Here is a 20638-nt window from a genome sequence, read left to right as displayed (position 1 = left end):
AATTGGGGGAGGTGCCCATTTTTTATTGTTTTGAAACCCTTGGGAGACAAGGGTTTGGAATTATGAAATTAACTCAAGTAAACACCATTACAGACTTTTGTATTACAATCTATTTTTTCTTATTTGCAGATGAAAGAAATACCTTCTGTCACCCTTGGAACAAACAGTCACAAGCTCCACACAACGCTATATCACTATAACTTTAATTTTATAATCAATCTCAAATTGTCATGTCGTGGAGATCAAAATTTTCGGGCAGGTGAATAAAAAATGAGTATAGATTTAATCATAATCGGCGTTATCCTACTCTTCTTTGGTTATGTAATCGGTGTTCAAGAACGCATTGAACTAGTGACATTTATAAAAAACAAAAACGTCAAGGATAAAGAAAAGGTTGCTCAATATTTAGGTGGCAGTCAAATAATTTTAGGAGCCCTTTGTATTACATTAGGTGGCAGTGGTTTTAATAATGCTCCCCTTGTAGTTGTATTTATACTAATTATTTTATTTATAACATCTATTTATGTAGTAAAGAAGTATGTGTGTTAACAGGACGAACGGAGAGTTGAGATGAGACATATTATGCTGCTATCCATTGTGAATGCTTATGTAGACTTCTCTGTGATAGGTGATCATGCAGAAAAAAATTATCATATTGAGGGACAAGTTAAATTTAATGTACATGATAGTAAATGAACTCTCCTCCCCCTCTGCTACATCTTTAATAAAGTCTATATTAAATTACAATGATGTTTTTTCGTAAAAATAGAGTTGTACCAATTTTACATAATATTACAATATTAATCATTTTTTCTATTAAAAGGATGTATACGAGGAGGATTTTATGTCTGATAATAAACAAAACAGAATAATGATAGGCATTTTAATATGTTTAATACTTATTGCATTCAAGCCAATACCATCATTTCAATCTAATTTTCCCTCTTCCCTTAATATAAATGATTATAACGGTGAAACGGTGGTGCAACTTGGAGCAGATAGACTAGCAATTATTGACACCAATTTGAATTCAGGGATGCAGGGCGAAATATTAGTAATTCAATTTAATGATGACAAAAAAAGTTTTGATTTAATAGGAAGATACAATTACCTTGAGGACTTCCTAAATTCACAAGATTACCACCAATAAAGGCAATGATATTTCACTAACGAGTGGTACTTTAGTTTAATAAGATAGACTTGCATTCATGATTGACTTTCATATAGCAAGTGTTTTTATCATACCATCACATACTAGTTTATATGAAGTCACACATAGCTCCCGTACTTAGTTCCTCTATGAAAATATATGGACAAAATCATACAACCTAGTTAATAATACATTTCTCCTTATATATACTTTGACTTATGATACTTCCGATTGTTTGATAAATATTTTTCCCATGAATAGCTGGGCTTTATTATTGAATAGACTTCTAAACCATTTAGAATTATCGTGTCGGTTAGGAGTAACAGCAAAGCTTTTCTTGTTATACCTCATATCATTAGAACTAATCTGAGAGCAATACACGCAATCCAAGTATGTGCCTAGTTAAGAGCTGTTCTGCGTGACACAATGCAAACAAACTTAATGATGTGCTACAGCAATCTCATCATAACTTGCTTTATAGGCTTACGCTTCATCTCGCACTAACATTGAGAAACATGTTACAATATACCAAACAACTGATTATTCAGTTATTAAAGAAAAGCGCAGTAATTTAAGACTTTAACACTAAGGTGGGACAAATGATGGGAGCATGGATAGTTCAAATAATAATTTTCTTTATACTATTAGCTATGATTTATGGAGTTTATTATGCTATTCGATTAACTATCTCTATCGTAAAAAAATATAAAGACGATATTTAAATCAATGATGCCACTTTGACATAGCCCTCAAGATTACACTTGTGCTTAAAATTACACACAAGTCCTTTTGTTATGGTTTGTCAACCACTCCTACAGCACCACACATAGCTTTGAAGTTACATTCAGACAACCTGTGTAAATGATCCCTTTACTCCACTTTCAACATTCACAGGCTCGTTAAACACTCCAAAGAGCTTGCTACGATTTTGTTGTAAGCTAACTCAAAGTTACAGCATTAGAGCTTATCCTACCGCACTGCAATAAAAAGCAATTGTACTCCTTTCACATTTACCATTTCTCTACCAACTCAAACTCTGCTATGTTACAATTTTGATATAGAAAAATTTTTCAGTTAGTTAAAAAAGCAGGAGGATTTGAATTTTGAATAGCTTTAATACAGGAGATATTTTATTTAGTGCTTTCTCGATTTTCGGATTATTATTTTCTATTGTTCCAATTATCTTCTTCCTTTGGTTTGCTATTAGTACAACGAAACAATTAAAAAAGCAATCCATATTATTGGAAGAAATCAATGAAAAATTAAAACGTTAACAAGGACTATTATCCCCATCTAATTAATTGAAACAATAGCCATCACAGATCAATCTTGGGCTTGTGCATAAAATAGACTCACATAAGTTCTTTTGTTTAGCTAAAGACGTAAACATTAAAGTCATTCAAGAGTAGCTTGGACATGCAAATATCCAAGAAACATTGAATATGTACAGTCATATCGACAATGACCAAAAAGAAAAAGCGAGTGACCTTTTTCGTCACCTCATCTAGTCGATTTGGTCACTTTTGGTCACTCGCCGTTATCTGTAAATTGTAAAACCCTTGCTACTCTTACTCTGCAATCGCTGCATCTAATGCAATACGCATCATGTCTAAGAACGTTGTTTGACGCTCTTCAGATGATGTTGCTTCACCTGTTAAGATATGGTCAGATACAGTTAAGATGGATAATGCTTGACGGCCAAATTTCGCTGCTAATGTATAAAGGGCTGCAGATTCCATTTCTACTGCTAATACACCGTATTTAGCAAGCTTTTCATTTTGTTCTTCATCTGAGTAGAACATATCCGCTGTGAAAATGTTACCTACTTTTACGTTTAGATCAGCTTCTGTCGCTTTATTGTATGCTTTGTATAATAAATCAAAGTTCGCTGTTGGCGCGAAGTCAATACCGCCGCCCCAGATGATTTGGTTCATACGTGAATCTGTTGAAGCCGCTTGCGCTAGAATAACATCACGTACTTTCACGTCTTTTTGAATCGCGCCGCACGTACCAACACGGATTAATTTTTGTACGCCATATTCTTGCATCAACTCTGTTACATAAATAGAGATCGATGGTACGCCCATCCCTGTCCCTTGTACAGATACACGTTTTCCTTTATATGTACCTGTAAAACCTAACATGTTGCGTACTTCATTGTAACAAGTTACATCTTCTAAAAATGTTTCTGCGATAAATTTTGCACGTAGTGGATCTCCTGGTAATAATACGATGTCAGCGATGTCACCTTGTTTTGCCGCAATATGGATACTCATATCATAATCCCTCATTTCAGTTATTTGTCACCATTATCATACTGTGTTTTCTTTATAGATGCAAGGTTAGACGTCTTGCAAGGAAATGTTAGAGTAGTTTGTCAATTTACGCTTATAAACCATACTTTATTGCATATGTATCCCATAATTCATCAAATACAGAAGTTGCTAAATCTGCATTCGCTTGCATTTCGATATAGGCGCTTAATTCATTAAAGTCCGTTGCGGTTTTTGGAAAGATCGAATCATGAAACATGGCCTCTGCAAAGCGCCCTTTGTCATCCCGCGCGCCGCGATATGTTAATACATAATGATAAAAAGATTTCATACGCTACCTCACTTTTTGTTTTATAATATATTTTCCCAACAATATTTACAACTGCTGCAAATGTACATGTTACTCGCTTTTATAAAGCATACATTCAATCTACTATTTGGCAATCTTTTTTAGTTTAGACTATATACATTTTAATGTTCAAGCATCACGGTTAACTTTAAAAATCGGTCTCCAGATTGTAAACTTATCTTCTCATTTGCTTGTATTTCAGCTAAAAATAAATGTTTTTTAACCGTTCACTGTAGGCTTTTGACTGAATACGGCGAAGTTTGGCTCGCACCGGATAGTTTTGACCGGATGCAGCGACTTTTTGCTCGGATACCGTAGCTTTTTGACCGTTCACCTCGGGCTTTTGCTCGGATATGGCAAGGTTTTGCTCGTACCGGATGGTTTTGACCGGATGCAGCGACTTTTTGCTCGGATACCGTAGCTTTTTGACCGTTCACCTCGGGCTTTTGCTCGGATACGGCGAAGTTTGGCTCGCACCGGATTGTTTTAACCGTTCACTGTTGACAATTTTAAGATGATTTAAATAGTTAACATCTATAATCTATACATGTTGTATCCAACAGCACGAAAAAACGCCTCTTATTCAGAAGCGCTTTCAAATAATGATGTATATTCCCCGTACCCCTCTTCTTCTAAGCGATCGGCTGGGACGAAGCGGAGTGCAGCTGAGTTGATACAGTAACGTAAGCCACCTAACTCTTTCGGACCGTCTGGGAAAACATGGCCTAAGTGGGAGTCCGCTGTTTTACTGCGTACCTCTACGCGGCGCATTCCAAAAGATGTGTCAAAGTGTTCGGTAACTTCTGGTGCGTCCATCGGTTTTGCAAATGCTGGCCACCCACATCCTGAATCGAATTTATCCTTTGAGCTAAATAGTGGTTTGCCGGATACGATATCGACATAAATGCCGTCTTCAAAATGCTTGTCGTATTCATTGCGGAATGGTGGTTCTGTGCCATTTTCTTGTGTCACATAATACTGCATTTCTGTTAGCTCTTTTAAGCGTTGTTCTTTATTCATGTGAATTCCCCCAATGCTTTTCAATAAATGCCACACGCCCTGAACCGACCGAGTAGCGGTTATAATGGGCCGGATTTTTCTTATAATAATATTGATGATATTCCTCAGCACGGTAAAATGGCTTGGCTTCACGAATTTTCACCGCAATCGGTTGTGCAAATTTCCCTGATGCCTCCAGCTCTTCTTTCACACGCATTGCGATTTCCTTTTGTTCCTCATCGTGGTAGAAAATCGCGGTCGTATACGATTCCCCTCGGTCATAAAATTGACCACCCGCATCGGTTGGGTCGATCAATGTAAAATACAATCGTACTAACTTTTCATACGAATATATTTCAGGGTCAAATGTAATTTGTACTGCCTCTAAATGACCTGTTGTTTCGCTACACACTTGTTGATATGTTGGTTGTTCCACATGTCCGCCTGTATAGCCTGAGATTACACTTTCAATACCTGGCTGCTCATCGAACGGCTTGACCATACACCAAAAACAGCCACCTGCAAAAGTTGCTACTGCCACCTTCATACCTCCTATTCTGATGGAACAATGACTTCTAACACAATATGATCCTTCTTTAAGTCGATTTCCTTTGCTCGCACACGCGAACCAGAAGCGATATTAATACGAGATAAATCGACGAAAATTTCCTCATCGTTTGGGATAATTGTGATCCAAGATGGGAAATCAACAGCGTCTTTCATTAATTTTAACACAGTTTGCGGTGGGATATTTAGCTTCCCTACATTGACAGCTGTTTGTTTTAAGACGATGTTCCCCTCTTCTACAATGGGTTCAAAGTCCATGACAATCGGCACATCGACAGAAAAGACTGTTAATGTACTAAAAACTTGAATTTGAGTATTCACTTCGATTTCAACAGGTAACGGCGATTTATTTAACGCTTCCCCTAAATACTGCTTCGTAATGGACTCAAATTCTTGTGCTGTTGTTTGTACAGTAATAACATTCCCCTCGGTTTGTGCTGATTCTGGTTTTTCAACGTCCTCTGCAGGTGATGTCGCTAAATAAAAGATAGCGGCAATTGATAAAATTACCGCGCCGGCCAACGTGAAAAAGGCCACTTTCCACACGTTCAATACTCTCACTCCTCAATGCCAATACGACCTGCTGACATTTGCTCTATATCACACAGTTTCATATAGTCAATAATTCTTCCCGTCATCTGTTCATAACCACTTGCATTCGGATGGAAGAAATCCGTGTGATATACCATGCCCTCATTTGTCTCAAATAAGTCGCTAATTGGCACGAAGCATGCGTTTACATCCTCCGTTGCGATTTGTGCTATCACATCATTCCACTCATCAATAATGGTTTCAAACGGCGTATATTCATCCGTTATAATCGAAACGGGATTATAAAACCCTATCAATAGTAGTGGTGCATCACTATTTCTTGCGCGAATTTCTGCTACTATGTTACGATAACGCGCTTCGAAAGAAATAAGCTCTTTATCAAACATTTCCTTATTCAGTGAAAATAAATCAGCTTTTACAATTTTCATTATATCATTTCCGCCGAGCGTCATCGTCATAAAATCTACATACGGTAACTCTTCATCGTAATGTCCGCTTTCTAACAGCTTCAACAATTGGTCGCTACGGCGTCCATTTTTCCCACGATTATCGAGCTCTACCTCTGTAATGGCAGGCCATCTTTCTAGTACTTCCACTAAGCGGTTTGTATAGCCGTACTGTTTACTCTCATCACCGATTCCTCTTGTCAGTGAATCACCAAATGCCATATATCGAATCGGCTCTGCGTCACTATTTTTCTTTGTTCTCCAATCTAAATGTAAAACAGCTTCAATAAATCCTTGTAGATTTGTCTGCTCTTCTATTGATCCTTCTTCTACTTCGCTTATTTCAATTTTTGGCGTTTCATTTATCAATGGCTCCGGTTCAGCGTAGGGTTCATTTTGCTCTTCCTCTTTCGGCTGTGGGTCATCAATTGTAATGAAAGAACAACCAGCTAAAACAATTGTTAAAAACGTTAAAATACCGAATCGCCACATACTAAAACTCCCTTAGCTCAATGTATATCTATTATAAGTTTATGATGAACGGATTGAAAAGCTAACATTCCTCGGAACAATAAAAATTATGTACTTGAGAATAGACATTTAGAGAGGAAAGGAATGTCATGATAAAAAAGAGCATCAAACCCTAGTACTGCCAGGCATTTGATACTCTTTTTATTATCGTCATCATACTATTTTTCAAAGAGATAACTATTCTGCAAAATACATAAAACCAAGCGCGCCTGGACCGGTATGTGTGCTAATAATTGGGGATGTAAACGTAATATCAATATTTGTAAAGCCTGTCCCTTTGACTAGTTCCATTAATGGCGTGCCCATTGTTGTTAAACCATTGGCATGTGAAAACCCTACAGCTTTGACTGTTTTTCCGGCTGTATCATTTTGGAACTGCTCAAATAAATATTTTACTACTTGCTTATAGCTACGCGGTTTCGATACAGGTGTAAATGCACCCGTATCTAGGCTACCAACCGGTTTAATATTTAATAACGAACCGAACATGGCTTTCCCTTTACCGATACGACCGCCTTTTACCATATTTTCTAATGTATCTAGTACAACAAATAAACGGGTATTTTGACGTACTTCGTCTACACGAGCTACAATTTCCTCTACACTCGCCCCTGCATCGCGAAGACGCACTGCTTCACGTAATTGGAAGGCTAAAGCCCAAGCAATATAGCGTGAATCTACTACCGTTACATCTGCCTCTGTCATCTCAGCAGCCTGTCTTGCAGATTGAACGGTACCACTCATCCCACCTGTCATGTGGATTGAAATGATTTGATCACCATTTTTACCAAGCTCATCATATAACTCTGTAAACTTCCCCGGTGATGGTTGAGATGATTTTGGTAATTCTTTTGCACTCGCCATTAAGGTTAAAAAGGATTGTGGCTCTACGTCAACACGGTCGACGTATGTTTTGCCATCTATTTGAATCGTTAATGGTACGATATGAATGTTTAATTTTTCAATTTCTTGTTGTGATAAATCGCATGTTGAGTCCGTTACGATATGAATCATTATTTGACACATCCTTTATTGTCTTCATTTCATTATATGTAGTTTAATATTTCCATTCAATATGACATCTGTCATTTCTCTTCGCCCACTTACAAAATTCAGTCGTTTCGAAGCCATAGTTCACTGTCAGCTGGTATGAGCTCAATCGCATACTCTTCTAATAAATGCTTGCAAACGAATAATATATCTTGTTTCACATTAAGCATCACGCCTGTGTCATTTGTTTTGACAAAATAGCGAATAAATAAACGAAATGAACCCGGGCGGTAATCATCAATTGTGACATGAATGACGTCTTTTTCCGTTTGTGGATGGAGAGTAATTTGCTCTCGTATTTTTTCCACGACTGCACGTAAACTTTCCTCACTATTAGATGAAGAAACATAAAAGCTTTGTTCACATTTCCGTTTTACACGCTTACTTAAATTATAAATCGGACGATTGACTAAATAAGCGTTCGGCACATATACAAGCCCTTTATCGCCTGTTTGAATAAGTGTACTACGAAGATTAATATCCTCTACCACTCCATCAATTTTTTGGTCTTCGGTTGCAATCCAATCGCCAATTTGAAATGGCTTATCTAGCGCGACACTCATGCCGCCGAAAATATGGGTTAATGTATCACGAATCCCAAAGGCTAGCGCTACCCCTGTTAATCCAATCGCTGTTAAAAAGCCATTCAAGTTAAAACCCCACAGCGAGGCAATGAAGAACAGTGCCACCAACATGACTAATACTTTACTAATCCGTAGGAAAAACGGTGTTAAAATGTCTTGGTCTTTTCCTGTCTGCAGCCGCTCTGGATGAAGTAAATAGAACGTTAATAAATCGTATAATCCTTTAAAAGCAAAATAGAACATCACCGATATAAAGAAATCTTTCGTCGATTTAGCTGTGAATAACCATACGTTAACTAAAATAGACACACTAAGTGTAATCACAATCGTCATAAACGCATAACGAGTTGCTTTACTAAACTGTTCCGTAATATCGGCGATCACACTTCGCCCTTTTCGCCTTAGGAAATTAGCGAACCCCTTAATACTTGGCTTTAAAATATAGCGTTGGATGAGAAAGCCTACAATAATAATCGCAATAGCCATTACTATACGTTGCCAAATTAGTTGTTGAATGTCAGGTAACAACCATTGAATTGAATCAAGCATAAATCCACCTACTCTTACTAGAATGCGTAAGAATCATAGCATGACTCCTTCTTTTACACAAATTATCACTATACATATGTTCAAATTGATGCTCGAAATAGGAAAAAGACGAACCACAATACGATTGCGATTCGTCTTTTTCACTTTATCCCGCATTAACAGGAGCAATTTATTTCCCGATTTCAGCTGCTACTTTAGCAACAACGATTTGGCTTGTAATGACAGGAGAGTTTGGATCTGGTGCGTCACCTGTTGGACGTTTATGCGCTTCTTTAAACGCATCCGATTCACGCCATACGCCAAATGACTTTTCATCTTCCCAGTACATGACAACACTCATTTCATCATACTCTTCAAATTGTGTAGACACTAATACCTCTACTTTGTGGAAGCCTTCAAATTGTTGTAATGGACCTGGCTTCGCAAACATTGGTGCCATTTTTTCAGCCATGCCTTTTTTTACTTGAATACGGTTTGTTACTGTAATCATTTACATACATCTCCTTAGTTGGAAATCAAACATCAGATTGAGAACACTTCTCATAATATATTTATTAAATCACATATGTGACAGTAGTGCAACTATATTTTTGGTAAAAAAAGCCGTTACCCATCCTGCTCTGTACGAAGATTACGTTATTCAAATAATGTCTTTTTAATGTCGTACTCTTTCATTTTTTCTTCTACCCATGTAGCATATTGTTCATTCACACGACTTTCCAGTAACATTTGACGTGCTTCTTCCTTGCTCGTCTCATAATCAGCCGCTTTCGCTTCAGTTTTATCTGTTACTTTAATAATGTGGTAACCATGTTCTGTTTTAACTGGTTCTTTACTTACTTCCCCAACATTTATCGCAAATGCCGCTTTTTCAAATTCTGCTACCATTTCACCGCGCCCAAAGAAACCTAGTGCTCCTCCGTTTTCAGCATTGGACTCATCAATTGAATATTCTTTTGCGAGCTTAGCAAAGTCTTCCCCTTCATTTAGCTTTTTAATAACTTCCTTCGCTGTCGCTTCATCTTCTACTAAAATGTGGCTTGCTTCCACTTGCTCTTCCGTACTAAAGGAATCTTTATTTTCCTCAAAGTACGCCTTTACATCCTCTTCTTTAATATCAATTTGGTCTTCCATCACTTTTAGGGTTAATAAATAAATTTCAACGTCTTTCAGAATATCTTCTTTTGTCATATTATAACCTTTTAACGCCTCAAGCAGTGCATCTTCTCCACCATAGGATTCTGTATACGTTTTGTATTCTTCTTGTATTTCTTTATCCGATATTTTTATATCTAATTTTTTCGCTTCTAGCTCCACAATTTTATTTGTAATTAAGGAATCTAACACACTTGGTCCGTATTGACCTTGCAATAAACGATTTAATTCTGCTTCTGTAATCACCTCATCATTGACTGTTGCGACCGTTCGAGAATCGCCGCCATTATCTGAGCAGCCTACTAGGAAAGCTGATAAAGCGATTGGTGCCGCTACCATTTTTAATATTTTCTTTACTTTTTGTCGATCCATTTTCATTTCCTCCAATAAATAATCTTCTGTACAGTGTAACAAAGTATTGTGTCAAACATACGTCAAGACGCTTTCACTAATTTTAAACGGAAAATAGTTCCTTGCTCTGTACTAGCAATGAACACTAAATACCCAACGAGCGATTGCGCCATCATCTTACTTAACGCCAATCCTAAATCTAAGCCCCGCACTTTATATTTTTTTGTTTACCACGATAAAACCGTTCAAAAATAAACGGTTGTTCTTCTAGTGAAATACCACAACCATTATCTTTTACATCCACTACAATAAATTGTTCGTCCGTCTGTAATGATACATGAATATTTCCACTACCGTCCATTGCTTGCTCTGCATTCGTCAATAAATTCACTAAAATTTGCTGCACTCGTACTAAATTTACTTGGACATGAGTCTCTTCTTCTAACGTTGAATAAGGGTACTGAAAAAGATGGATGAATCTTTAATAGAATGGTCTTGCATCCATATTCAATATTTGAGTCACAATTTTCTCAGTTATAGTATCAGGCTATGTTGACTTCTGTTTCATATATTCAGTAATTATTATTGAAAACATACAAGTTTGTAAACTAAAAAGCTGCTCCTTTTGAGGAACAGCTTTTTCGTTAAATCGCCTATATATGTGCCATTCCACGCTCAATGACTGCTTTTAATTCACCTGGTTGATCACAACGAATGGCTACCTTTGAATATTCCTTCTCAATTCCCATAAACAATGTCGCCTTGATTGGATTTTTCATATATAAAATCATCTGTGGCTGCCCCTCTTCAAATTCCCGCGCAATAAAGGCTAATGTATCCTTCGAAACTTTCTTCTCAAGCTCTGCTTGATCCTCACATACATAGTCAATATCCGCAAAACGAATTTTCGCACGCTTCATTAAGCCGAGTGAGATATACATCGCCTCATCTGTCGCATAAACCGGATTTAATCGTACAGCATTCATATCGCCTAAAAAGAAAAACACGGAGTAGATATTGATGATCAGTAAGACAATCGATAGTATCATTGATTTTTCATGTAGCCACCAATGGAATCCCAGTGTTTCGAGAATAATAGCATGAATGACCATCACCATCAAAGCGATGTAACTTGAATTTTTGTGAAGTGTAATCCCTTCAGGCGCTTTCTTTTTCCATGCAAATAGTGCATAGTAAAACATCAATAACTCTGAGCATAATATTTGGATTATTGGATTTTTCTTCACATACTTATCTATCGCATGATGAAAAGAGAACACAGTTGGGATACTACTTGATTTTACAAAGGCCATGATTTTTGGGATATAACGAATAAACGTTATAATGAGTAAAATTTCAAATGTAACGATTGCGGCTTCGGCTAATAAACCTACCCATGTTACGGCAACATATGGCTCTAGCAGCTTACTCGGAATCATCAATCTTGCTAAAATACAGCCTACTGCTGCAACAGCAATTGCCGTCTTAATAGAAAACTTGCGCATGATGAGCATGACAAACAATGGTAGCATAATCATGAAATCAATAAGAGAACCAAGTACTACCCCATTTGTCTCTACAGGCAAAATACTCGCACCAAATTGCGTTCGGTATAACATCGTATTACTTATTAATAATAGCAACAACATGACAAGCCATAACGGTCTACCTTTTTCAATCACCTTCATTGTCATACTCCTCCTGTACAATCGTATTTAACTTTTCAAGAATCATTAAAAGTTGTTGTAAATCCTCTAATGATAATTTCCCATATACACGTTCATTCATTTCTTGCTGTAGCTTTTCTGCGGAAGTAAAATATGCCTCTCCTTTCTGTGCGAGCGCTAACTTAATCTCTCGTCGATTGTCAGGATTAATGTTTCGAGAAATATAGCCTCTTTCTTCGAGCTTATTAAGTAACTGGCTCACCGCACTATTGGAAACATGTAAATGTTGCGCTAAGGCTTTTGTAGTCGATACATTAGATTGAATCAATTCCAATAGCAGCACTTGCTTTGCGGTTAATTGATTGTCAAGACGGCTTTCATATTTACTAGCTAACTGCACAATCAATTCATTTTGTAAAACATTAATTTGTTCAATATATGTATTCTTCAAATTCATAACCCCTAGTTAATAATTAAGTTACCTTAACTATACAGTCCACTACATAATTTTTCCATAATAAAAAAACATGCGAATCACCTGGACTTCGCATGTTTTTCATTATTTTTCATAAATACAATATTGGAATGTCATACCTTCTGGTGTAGTAATCGGCTCTTGACAGCTTGTCTTGTTCCAGCCTTCATATGCAGGGAAATACGTATCGCCTTCAAATGCATAATCAATCTCTGTAATATACAATCGATCTGCTATTGACAAGCTTTCTTTAAAAATTTGCTCCCCGCCGATAATCATAATTTCCTCTACATCGCCCGCAAGTCGAATCGCTGCTTCTACACTGCCGACAACATCAATGCCGTCCGCTTCATATGCAGGATTTCTTGTAATGACGATGTTACGACGGCCTGGTAACGGACGACCAATGGATTCAAACGTTTTACGCCCCATAATAATTGGCTTCCCCATCGTCATTTCTTTAAAGTATTGAAGTTCACCAGGCAAATGCCACGGCATCTTATTATTTACCCCAATTACTCGATTTTTATCATGTGCAACAATTAATGAAATCATCAAAAATCTCCTTTATACGTGAAGTGGTCATTTAACTTTTAAATACGGACTATATCTTTCTAATATATGGATAAATACAGTCTTTTTAAACTTTATTGTTTTTCGCTCTGGATTAAAATATGTATTCGCTCTATATTTCTTTATGCAGGGTGCAAATACTAAAAATAATTTACTACTAATAGTTGATACGAGCAAAACTTAATATAAGAAGCTCCCACTTCGAGCTTCTGCTAATTGCTGGGTAGTTCACAGTAATATGTATCTCAACGTTATTCTATCATGTCTGACTATTATTTTAATACTATACAAGTTCATTTTAATGAAGAAATACATGTTTTTTGACCGTTTACCGTAGGATTTTGACTGGATGTGGCAAGGTTTTGCTCGCGCCAGGGTGTTTTGACCGGATACCGCGGCTTTTTGCTCGGATGCGGTAGCTTTTTGACCGTTTACTGCCGGCTTTTGCTCGGATACGGCAAGGTTTTGCTCGCACCGGATAGTTTTGACCGGATATAGCGACTTTTTGCTCGGATACCGTAGCTTTTTGACCGTTCACCACGGGCTTTTGCTTGGATACGGCAAGGTTTTGCTCGCACCGGATTGTTTTGACCGGATACAGCGACTTTTTGCTCGGATACCGTAGCTTTTTGACCGTTTACTGCCGGCTTTTGCTCGGATACGGCAAGGTTTTGCTCGGACCGAGTTGTTTTGACCGGATACAGCGACTTTTTGCTCGGATACGACAAGGTTTTGCTCGGACTGGATAGTTTTGACCGGATGCAGCGGCTTTTTGCTCGGATACCGTAGCTTTTTGACGGTTTACCCCAGGCTTTTGCTCGGATACGGCAAGGCTTTTTGCTCATACTAAAAGCGCCCCGTTAATGACGAGGGCGCTTCTTACATCTAGGCTTGAGGTGTATAATCCTTTAATTCTTCACGTAGCTTTGCTTTTAAAAACTTCCCTACGGATGTTTTCGGAATTTCATTTAAAAAGACAATATCATCTGGTACCCACTTCTTCGGGAATTGTGCCTCTAAACTTTCGAGTAATTCTTCCTTATTAATAGCCGCTTTAAATTCTGGCTTTGGTACAACGCAAGCAAGTGGACGCTCAATCCATTTTTCATGTGGAATAGCAATTACCGCTGCTTCAAATACTTTGTTATGTGTCATTAATGCATTTTCCAGTTCAATCGAAGAAATCCATTCACCGCCTGATTTTATTAAATCTTTTGTTCGATCGGTAATGCGAATATTTCCTTCTGGTGTGTAGACGGCAATATCTCCTGTATACAACCAACCGTCCTTAAAGGCTTCCTTCGTTCGTTCATCTTTATAGTAGTCAGATGCAATCCATGGACCACGTACAATGATTTCGCCCATTGTTTGACCATCCCACGGAACATCACCATTTTCATTGACAATCCTTGTCTCTATAAATGGTACGGTTAATCCTTGTGTTAGACGAACATTCATTTTTTCATCAAAACTATAATCATCCATATCCGATGTCAAAACCGATAAGCTGACAAGCGGGGATGTTTCTGTCATCCCAAAACCTGTGAAGTATTCTATCCCCATTTCTTCAAATGCACGAATCAGCCCTAATGGGGAGGCGGAGCCGCCACATATTAAACAACGCAAATGGGACAAATCTCGTGGATTTGCTTGCTGCTCTTGCAGAACACCTAACCAAATCGTGGGTACCCCCGCAGATACGGTTACCTTATATTGCTCGAATAAATCCAAAATCAACTGTGGTGTAAACATCGGTCCTGGTAATACTTGTGTAACCCCTAAATTTACACACGCAAATGGAAGCCCCCATGCATTAGCATGGAACATTGGCACAACAGGTAAAACGACATCACGCTCTTTTAATGCCACTCCGTCCGCAAAAGCCATGACAGTACTGTGTAATACAATACTGCGATGCGTGTACACGACACCTTTAGGCATCCCCGTTGTTGCACTTGTATAACACATGCCTGCTGGTGCATTTTCATCTAAATCTTCCGGAAACTCGTAGCCCTCTGAAGCTGCCGCCAAAATTTCCTCATATGAATAAGCATTCGGTAATGTCGTTTTAGTTAAATCTACGTGATCCCCACAAATGACATAGGCTTTCACTGTTTTAAAATGTGGTGCCACTGCTTCTACTAACGGTAGCAGCGAATCATCCACTAAAATAATTTCATCTTCTGCATGATTGACAACATAAACAATATGCTCTGGAAACAGACGAATATTCACCATATGCAATACAGCACCAGCACATGGCACAGCAAAATATGCTTCTAAATGACGATGATGATTCCAACAAAATGTCGCTACTTTCGTTCCTCTCGTCATCCCTAACTTTTCTAATGCAGCAGCAAGTTTACGTGTTCGTTGCCCATATTCTTTATACGTAAATTCATGAATTGTATTTTCAGCTGTACGTGAAATAATTTTCTTATGGCCAAAATAACGTTCTGCGCGATTTAAAAAACTTGTTAATAGTAAAGGCATATTCATCATATGCATTTGTATATCGCCCCATTTCGATATAATCATCACCGACAAAGATATTTTTATTTTGGCTGCATACGAATAGCACCGTCTAAACGAATCACTTCACCATTTAACATCGTATTTTCAATAATCGTTGCAACAAGGTGCCCATACTCGCTTGGTTCACCTAAGCGTTTTGGGAATGGCGTCATTGCACCTAAAGATGCCTTTGCATCAGCTGGCAATGATTCAAACAATGGTGTATTAATTAAACCTGGTGCAATCGTCATCACGCGAATGCCAGAAGCAGCAAGCTCGCGAGCAATCGGTAACGTCATACTAACGACGCCACCCTTCGATGCACTATAAGCTGCTTGTCCAATTTGTCCATCAAAAGCCGCGACAGATGCGGTGTTAATAATTACACCACGCTGACCGTCATCATCTGGATCGTTGTTTTCCATTGCTGCTGCGGCAAGTCGCAATACGTTAAATGTTCCTGTCAAATTCACACTGATTACGCGCTCAAAATCTGCCAGTGCATGAATCCCTCTTTTCGATAAAACCTTTTGTGCAATCGCAACTCCTGCACAATTTACCGCTACATTAATATGACCAAACGTTTCAAGTGCTAAGTCAATCGCAGCTTGTACTTGTTCTTCCTTTGTAATGTCTGTTTTTACATACGTTACGGCGTCCCCTAATTGTGCGACAAGTGCTGCAGCGCGTTCATCCTGTACATCTAGGATGACAGCCTTTCCACCTCGTTCTACTATTGTTCGTACAGTTGCCTCTCCAAGCCCTGATGCGCCACCTGTCACAATCGCTACCACTTCGTTTAATTCCATCTCCCATTACCCCTTTTCTATCAATTTATATTTTTTCAATAATTGTTGCGTTGGCCATACCCATGCCTTCACAAATTGCTAGTAACCCATAGCGCAAGTTTTCTCGTTGCATTCGGTATAGCATCGTTGTTAATAGTTTTGTACCTGTCGCACCTAATGGATGTCCAAGTGCAATGGCACCCCCATCTGGATTTAACTTATCGATATCTGCTCCTAGCTCTTTAGCCCAAATGAGCGGGACAGGTGCAAAGGCTTCATTCACTTCATACGTATCAATCTCATCAATCGTTAAATTCGCCTTCTCAAGCACACGTTTCGTCGCCTCAATCGGTCCAGTGAGCATTAATGTTGGGTCAGAACCGACAACTGTTCTAGCGATAATTTTAGCAAGTGGCTTAACGCCTAGTTCTTTTGCTTTCTCACTTGACATAATGACAACGGCTGATGCACCGTCACTAATTTGTGAAGCATTCCCTGCTGTAATGACACCGTCTTCCTTAAATACTTTTTTCAAGCCTTGTAACACTTCTACGGTCGTACCTGGACGTGGCCCTTCATCTACGACAAGATTATTTACCGGTACAATTTCCGCTTCAAAATGGCCTGCTGCAATCGCGCTAATTGCTCGCTCATGGCTTAACACCGTGTATTCATTGATTTCCTGTTCTGAAAGCTCCCACTGCTCTGCCATTCGTTCCGCCGATAAGCCTTGATGGATGATTTCATACTTTTCTTGTAATCGCTGTCCTCTATGTGCACCCTCCGTATTTGTAAACATCGGTACACGACTCATGTTCTCGATCCCACCAGCGATTACAATGTCCATATCTCCAGCTAAAATAGCCTGCGCCGCAAAATGTACAGCTTGTAAACTTGAGCCGCATTGGCGATCGATTGTTACACCTGGCACTTCAATTGGGAAGCCTGCCATTAATGTCGCTGTCCGTGCGATATTTGCTGCTTGCTCGTTTCCTTGTGATACACAGCCTAAAATAACGTCTTCCACTTGTGCTTTATCAATACCCGCTCTTTGTACAACAGCCTCTAACACATCTGCCGCTAAATCATCCGCTCGTACTTCAGCGAATGCTCCTTTGTTACGTCCAACTGCTGAACGTGCTGCCGCTACTATTACCGCTTCCCTCATTTACCTATCCCCTTTTTTAGTAATCTATTAATTTGTTTCATTTAACGAACGAGCATCTTGCCACTGCTCTCTTAAATGATATTTCAATATTTTCCCTGATGCATTGCGTGGTAATACATCTGTGGCGATAAAATGGCGTGGAATTTTATACCCCGCTAAGCTTTGACGACAGAATGCTTGTATCTCATCCTCTTTTATGTTTTCACCCGGTTTCGGTACAATAATTGCCGTCACTACTTCTCCCCATTGCGGATCAGGCAACCCGATAATAGCTGCTTCTAAAATTTGTGGGTGACTATTTAATATTTGCTCTACCTCTACCGAATAAATATTTTCACCACCCGAAATAATCATATCCTTCTTACGGTCAACTAATGTAATATAACCATCTTCATCGATTGTGGCTAAATCCCCCGTTAATAACCAGCCGTTACGCAATGTTTGCTTCGTTTCCTCAGGCTTTTTATAGTACTCTTTCATCACAGAGCTACTCCGAATAATAAACTCGCCTACTTCACCAGGTGCCACATCTTCCATTTGCTCATTTACAACGCGTGCATTTAAAAAGGGCATCGCTTTTCCGGCAGCACCTAATTTTGTTTTATGTTCTTCCGGTGTTAGGACTACGCCTCCTGGTCCACCTTCTGTCAGCCCACAGCAATTGTAAAACTGATCTGTACCAAAATAATCGATAGCGCCTTGAATGAGTCCTGGTGACATTGGCGCTGCACCGTAGTTACAAGCGCGAATACTTGATAAGTCGAAGCTGCCTTTTGGTACTTGTAAAATGGCATTATACATAGCTGGGACAGCGAAAAACATCGTTACACCGTATTGTTGAATTGCCTTTTGCGCTTCGACTGGATGGAAATCTCGTTGCACTACAAGCGTTGCCCCAGCAAAGAAAGAGGATGTTAAAATCATATTTAACCCCGCGGAATGGAACGCTGGCGCAATTAGTAAATACACATCTTCCGGTGAAAGCTTTGTCATGACATGAACCGACATATTTAAGCTAATAATGTTAGCATGGGTAAATAGAGCGCCTTTAGGTTGCCCAGTTGTACCTGATGTATAGAGAATTTGTGCATCATCAATAGGTGAAATCAATACATCTGGCTCTTCGATATTATTCGTACGAACAGCTGCCCAATCTACCGCACCATCATATTGTTCACCGACAACATATAATGTAAGAGGACGGTTAATTTGAGCGATGGCATTTTTAGCTACATCCGCTAACTCCTCATCAACAATCACAGCAACTGAATCCGATTGACGTAAAATATAAGTGAGCTCTGATGCGGTCAACCTAAAGTTAATCGGCACCATCACTGCACCCGCTTTCCATATGGCATACGACGCAATGACAAATGCATCTGAGTTTTTTAAAAATAAACTTACCTTATCCCCTTTGTGGATACCCTGTTCCATTAACCCATGACTATAGCGATTAATTTCTTCATTTAACTCCTGATACGTATAGCGGCGATTGTCATAAATCAATGCTTCCTGATGCGGTGTACGGTGCGCATGGTACAATATCGGTTTTGTTAAATCCAACAACTCACTCTCCCTTTTCCAAAAATCAATTACACCGAGGCCTTATCTTCATTCAGTCTGTGTTTGGACGTCCCTTAAAGAAAAACTACACTGACATTCATCTCGCCATCTATAAAGGTAACAGTCTGCTGTATCTATCGCTTCGCTTTCGATATAAATAACATCTGCTGAATGAAAATAGAACTTCTTTTATAAGCATATGTTTCATATTAAATAGAATTCCTTTTTGCTTAACATAAAATTTGAGATAAAAAATAAATTATATTTACACTATCAACTTTACTACTTGCTGTCGTACAAAATCACAGTCTATTGTCAATCACACTATTTTAATCACTTGTGCTATGGTCGCCTTTTCTTATATTGACTTACGAAATAAAAGCTTTGTTTTCTTGAACCATCAATATGACTCACCATCCTTTTTCGCTATAGTCCTTTTGTTTTTGGAAATCTTCTATGCAACAAAGATATGAACATGATGTGGGAAAAAAATAGCTTACTATTAGAAAAGAAAGAGGGGAAACATGTATGAAATCAGCTCGAATATTACATGCATTACGAACAGATTTAGCGTTAAGACAACTGAAAGGGATTCATTTTATTATTATGTCAGTGTTTTTATGGAGTACTTTAATTGTTATACAGGCAACTGACCTCCACATCTTGATGAAGAATTTATTGACATTTTGCGCAACCGGCATGATATTACCTGGTGCATATTATATTTCCAAACTGTTACGCATTGATTTTTCGACTAAAGATAATCCCCTTTCAAAGCTCGGTTTACTTTTCACATTAAATCAGTTACTTTATTTACTCATTGCGATGTGGATTTACCCTACTTTGCCAGAGTATATGCTCATGGTGATCGCCATAATATTCGGCGCTCATTTATTGCCTTTTGGATGGCTCTATCATTCTAAAAGTTACACAGTATTTGCGATTATCATCTCGTTTCTCGCTCTGATTATTGGGCTAAATTTTAGCCCATTAGTGCTTGCTATTGCGATGCTTTTACTAGAAATTATTTTTGTTTATTGTTTATATCGAGAGATCAAACAAATTTCACTGAAAACCTAAGCTACTAGTAAATAAAATTTAAAAAACACCTAATAGACCTGTCTACTATTTTTGATTTGAATCAAGTATCCATCAATTAATCTACAATTTGAAAAATCCTTTAATATCAGCGTTTGTTGAGGCACTCCAGAATAAGGCATTCTTTTGAGAATATAAAAGAGCGTCAGACCTTACTAATTTTCTGCTCCAAAATTAGTTTGTCGACGCTCTGACACCTAATAGACCTGTCTACTAGGTGCTTCTTTTTCTTTAGC

24 protein-coding genes are annotated in these 20638 nt (G+C 38.4%); 5 read left to right on the top strand and 19 right to left on the bottom strand.

The window, feature by feature from the left end; all coding sequences use genetic code 11:
* Positions 1 to 270: 270 nt before the first annotated feature.
* The 4 genes from AC3II9_RS14950 (at position 271) to AC3II9_RS14935 (ending at position 2424) form a co-directional block, all read left to right on the top strand.
* Positions 271 to 549 (top strand): hypothetical protein, encoded by a 279-nt coding sequence (locus tag AC3II9_RS14950; protein WP_489156678.1) that lies wholly within the window; start codon positions 271 to 273, stop codon positions 547 to 549.
* 21 nt (positions 550 to 570) lie between these two features.
* Positions 571 to 696 carry a hypothetical protein gene (locus AC3II9_RS14945; protein WP_489156676.1) on the top strand — a complete coding sequence of 42 codons (126 nt, stop codon included), beginning with the start codon at positions 571 to 573 and terminating at the stop codon, positions 694 to 696.
* 148 nt (positions 697 to 844) lie between these two features.
* The gene (locus tag AC3II9_RS14940) at positions 845 to 1150 is read left to right on the top strand and encodes a hypothetical protein (protein WP_489156674.1); all 306 of its coding nucleotides are present in this window, start codon (positions 845 to 847) and stop codon (positions 1148 to 1150) included.
* A 1103-nt stretch (positions 1151 to 2253) separates the two neighbouring features.
* Positions 2254 to 2424: a hypothetical protein gene (locus AC3II9_RS14935; RefSeq protein ID WP_489156673.1), complete on the top strand. Its 171-nt coding sequence runs from the start codon at positions 2254 to 2256 to the stop codon at positions 2422 to 2424.
* A gap of 294 nt (positions 2425 to 2718) precedes the next feature.
* On the opposite strand, the gene deoD is transcribed toward AC3II9_RS14935, so the two are convergent.
* From deoD to AC3II9_RS14840, 19 genes are all read right to left on the bottom strand, one after another.
* Positions 2719 to 3426, bottom strand: coding sequence for a purine-nucleoside phosphorylase (gene deoD / locus AC3II9_RS14930; RefSeq protein ID WP_489156671.1), 708 nt, complete (start codon positions 3424 to 3426; stop codon positions 2719 to 2721).
* Positions 3427 to 3538: 112 nt separating this feature from the next.
* Entirely contained in the window at positions 3539 to 3754 is a 216-nt protein-coding gene (locus AC3II9_RS14925) for a YozE family protein (protein ID WP_489156669.1), read from the bottom strand.
* 597 nt (positions 3755 to 4351) lie between these two features.
* Complete coding sequence (gene msrB, locus AC3II9_RS14920; RefSeq protein WP_489156667.1) at positions 4352 to 4792, bottom strand: peptide-methionine (R)-S-oxide reductase MsrB; 441 nt, start codon at positions 4790 to 4792, stop codon at positions 4352 to 4354.
* Positions 4785 to 5318, bottom strand: a complete 534-nt coding sequence (msrA, locus tag AC3II9_RS14915; protein ID WP_489156665.1) for a peptide-methionine (S)-S-oxide reductase MsrA — start codon at positions 5316 to 5318, stop codon at positions 4785 to 4787. Before msrA ends, msrB begins: the two co-directional genes overlap by 8 nt.
* 5 nt (positions 5319 to 5323) lie before the next feature.
* Positions 5324 to 5884 carry a YpmS family protein gene (locus AC3II9_RS14910; protein ID WP_489156686.1) on the bottom strand — a complete coding sequence of 187 codons (561 nt, stop codon included), beginning with the start codon at positions 5882 to 5884 and terminating at the stop codon, positions 5324 to 5326.
* Positions 5885 to 5895: 11 nt separating this feature from the next.
* Positions 5896 to 6828 (bottom strand): GDSL-type esterase/lipase family protein, encoded by a 933-nt coding sequence (locus AC3II9_RS14905; RefSeq protein ID WP_489156664.1) that lies wholly within the window; start codon positions 6826 to 6828, stop codon positions 5896 to 5898.
* A 216-nt stretch (positions 6829 to 7044) separates the two neighbouring features.
* Positions 7045 to 7881, bottom strand: a complete 837-nt coding sequence (locus AC3II9_RS14900) for a DegV family protein (RefSeq protein WP_489156662.1) — start codon at positions 7879 to 7881, stop codon at positions 7045 to 7047.
* Between the two features lie 98 nt (positions 7882 to 7979).
* Entirely contained in the window at positions 7980 to 9050 is a 1071-nt protein-coding gene (locus tag AC3II9_RS14895; protein WP_489156661.1) for a mechanosensitive ion channel family protein, read from the bottom strand.
* A gap of 169 nt (positions 9051 to 9219) precedes the next feature.
* On the bottom strand, positions 9220 to 9540 hold the full coding sequence (locus AC3II9_RS14890; RefSeq protein ID WP_489156659.1) for a heme oxygenase: 321 nt from the start codon (positions 9538 to 9540) through the stop codon (positions 9220 to 9222).
* Between the two features lie 146 nt (positions 9541 to 9686).
* The gene (locus AC3II9_RS14885) at positions 9687 to 10577 is read right to left on the bottom strand and encodes a peptidylprolyl isomerase (protein WP_489156658.1); all 891 of its coding nucleotides are present in this window, start codon (positions 10575 to 10577) and stop codon (positions 9687 to 9689) included.
* Positions 10578 to 10755: 178 nt separating this feature from the next.
* A complete protein-coding gene (locus AC3II9_RS14880) occupies positions 10756 to 10962 on the bottom strand; it encodes an ATP-binding protein (RefSeq protein ID WP_489156657.1) in 207 nt (68 codons plus the stop codon).
* Between the two features lie 247 nt (positions 10963 to 11209).
* The gene (locus tag AC3II9_RS14875) at positions 11210 to 12244 is read right to left on the bottom strand and encodes a beta-carotene 15,15'-monooxygenase (RefSeq protein WP_489156655.1); all 1035 of its coding nucleotides are present in this window, start codon (positions 12242 to 12244) and stop codon (positions 11210 to 11212) included.
* Positions 12231 to 12674 (bottom strand): MarR family winged helix-turn-helix transcriptional regulator, encoded by a 444-nt coding sequence (locus AC3II9_RS14870; RefSeq protein WP_391369972.1) that lies wholly within the window; start codon positions 12672 to 12674, stop codon positions 12231 to 12233. Before AC3II9_RS14870 ends, AC3II9_RS14875 begins: the two co-directional genes overlap by 14 nt.
* Before the next feature lie 108 nt (positions 12675 to 12782).
* Positions 12783 to 13253, bottom strand: coding sequence for a dihydrofolate reductase (locus AC3II9_RS14865; RefSeq protein ID WP_489156653.1), 471 nt, complete (start codon positions 13251 to 13253; stop codon positions 12783 to 12785).
* 449 nt (positions 13254 to 13702) lie between these two features.
* Positions 13703 to 14116, bottom strand: a complete 414-nt coding sequence (locus AC3II9_RS14860; protein ID WP_489156652.1) for a hypothetical protein — start codon at positions 14114 to 14116, stop codon at positions 13703 to 13705.
* A 40-nt stretch (positions 14117 to 14156) separates the two neighbouring features.
* Positions 14157 to 15779 (bottom strand): long-chain fatty acid--CoA ligase, encoded by a 1623-nt coding sequence (locus AC3II9_RS14855; RefSeq protein ID WP_489156651.1) that lies wholly within the window; start codon positions 15777 to 15779, stop codon positions 14157 to 14159.
* Between the two features lie 47 nt (positions 15780 to 15826).
* Positions 15827 to 16594: a 3-hydroxyacyl-CoA dehydrogenase gene (locus AC3II9_RS14850; protein ID WP_489156649.1), complete on the bottom strand. Its 768-nt coding sequence runs from the start codon at positions 16592 to 16594 to the stop codon at positions 15827 to 15829.
* 25 nt (positions 16595 to 16619) lie between these two features.
* Positions 16620 to 17741, bottom strand: a complete 1122-nt coding sequence (locus AC3II9_RS14845; protein ID WP_489156647.1) for a thiolase family protein — start codon at positions 17739 to 17741, stop codon at positions 16620 to 16622.
* A 27-nt stretch (positions 17742 to 17768) separates the two neighbouring features.
* The gene (locus AC3II9_RS14840; protein ID WP_489156645.1) at positions 17769 to 19304 is read right to left on the bottom strand and encodes a long-chain-fatty-acid--CoA ligase; all 1536 of its coding nucleotides are present in this window, start codon (positions 19302 to 19304) and stop codon (positions 17769 to 17771) included.
* A gap of 528 nt (positions 19305 to 19832) precedes the next feature.
* Here AC3II9_RS14840 and AC3II9_RS14835 point away from each other — a divergent pair.
* Positions 19833 to 20384, top strand: coding sequence for a DUF7010 family protein (locus AC3II9_RS14835; RefSeq protein WP_489156643.1), 552 nt, complete (start codon positions 19833 to 19835; stop codon positions 20382 to 20384).
* Positions 20385 to 20638: the final 254 nt, after the last annotated feature.

Source organism: Lysinibacillus sp. RU7 (genome assembly GCF_057837305.1).
Note: the sequence above shows the minus strand (reverse complement) of the source record. Positions and strands in the feature narration are given on the sequence as shown.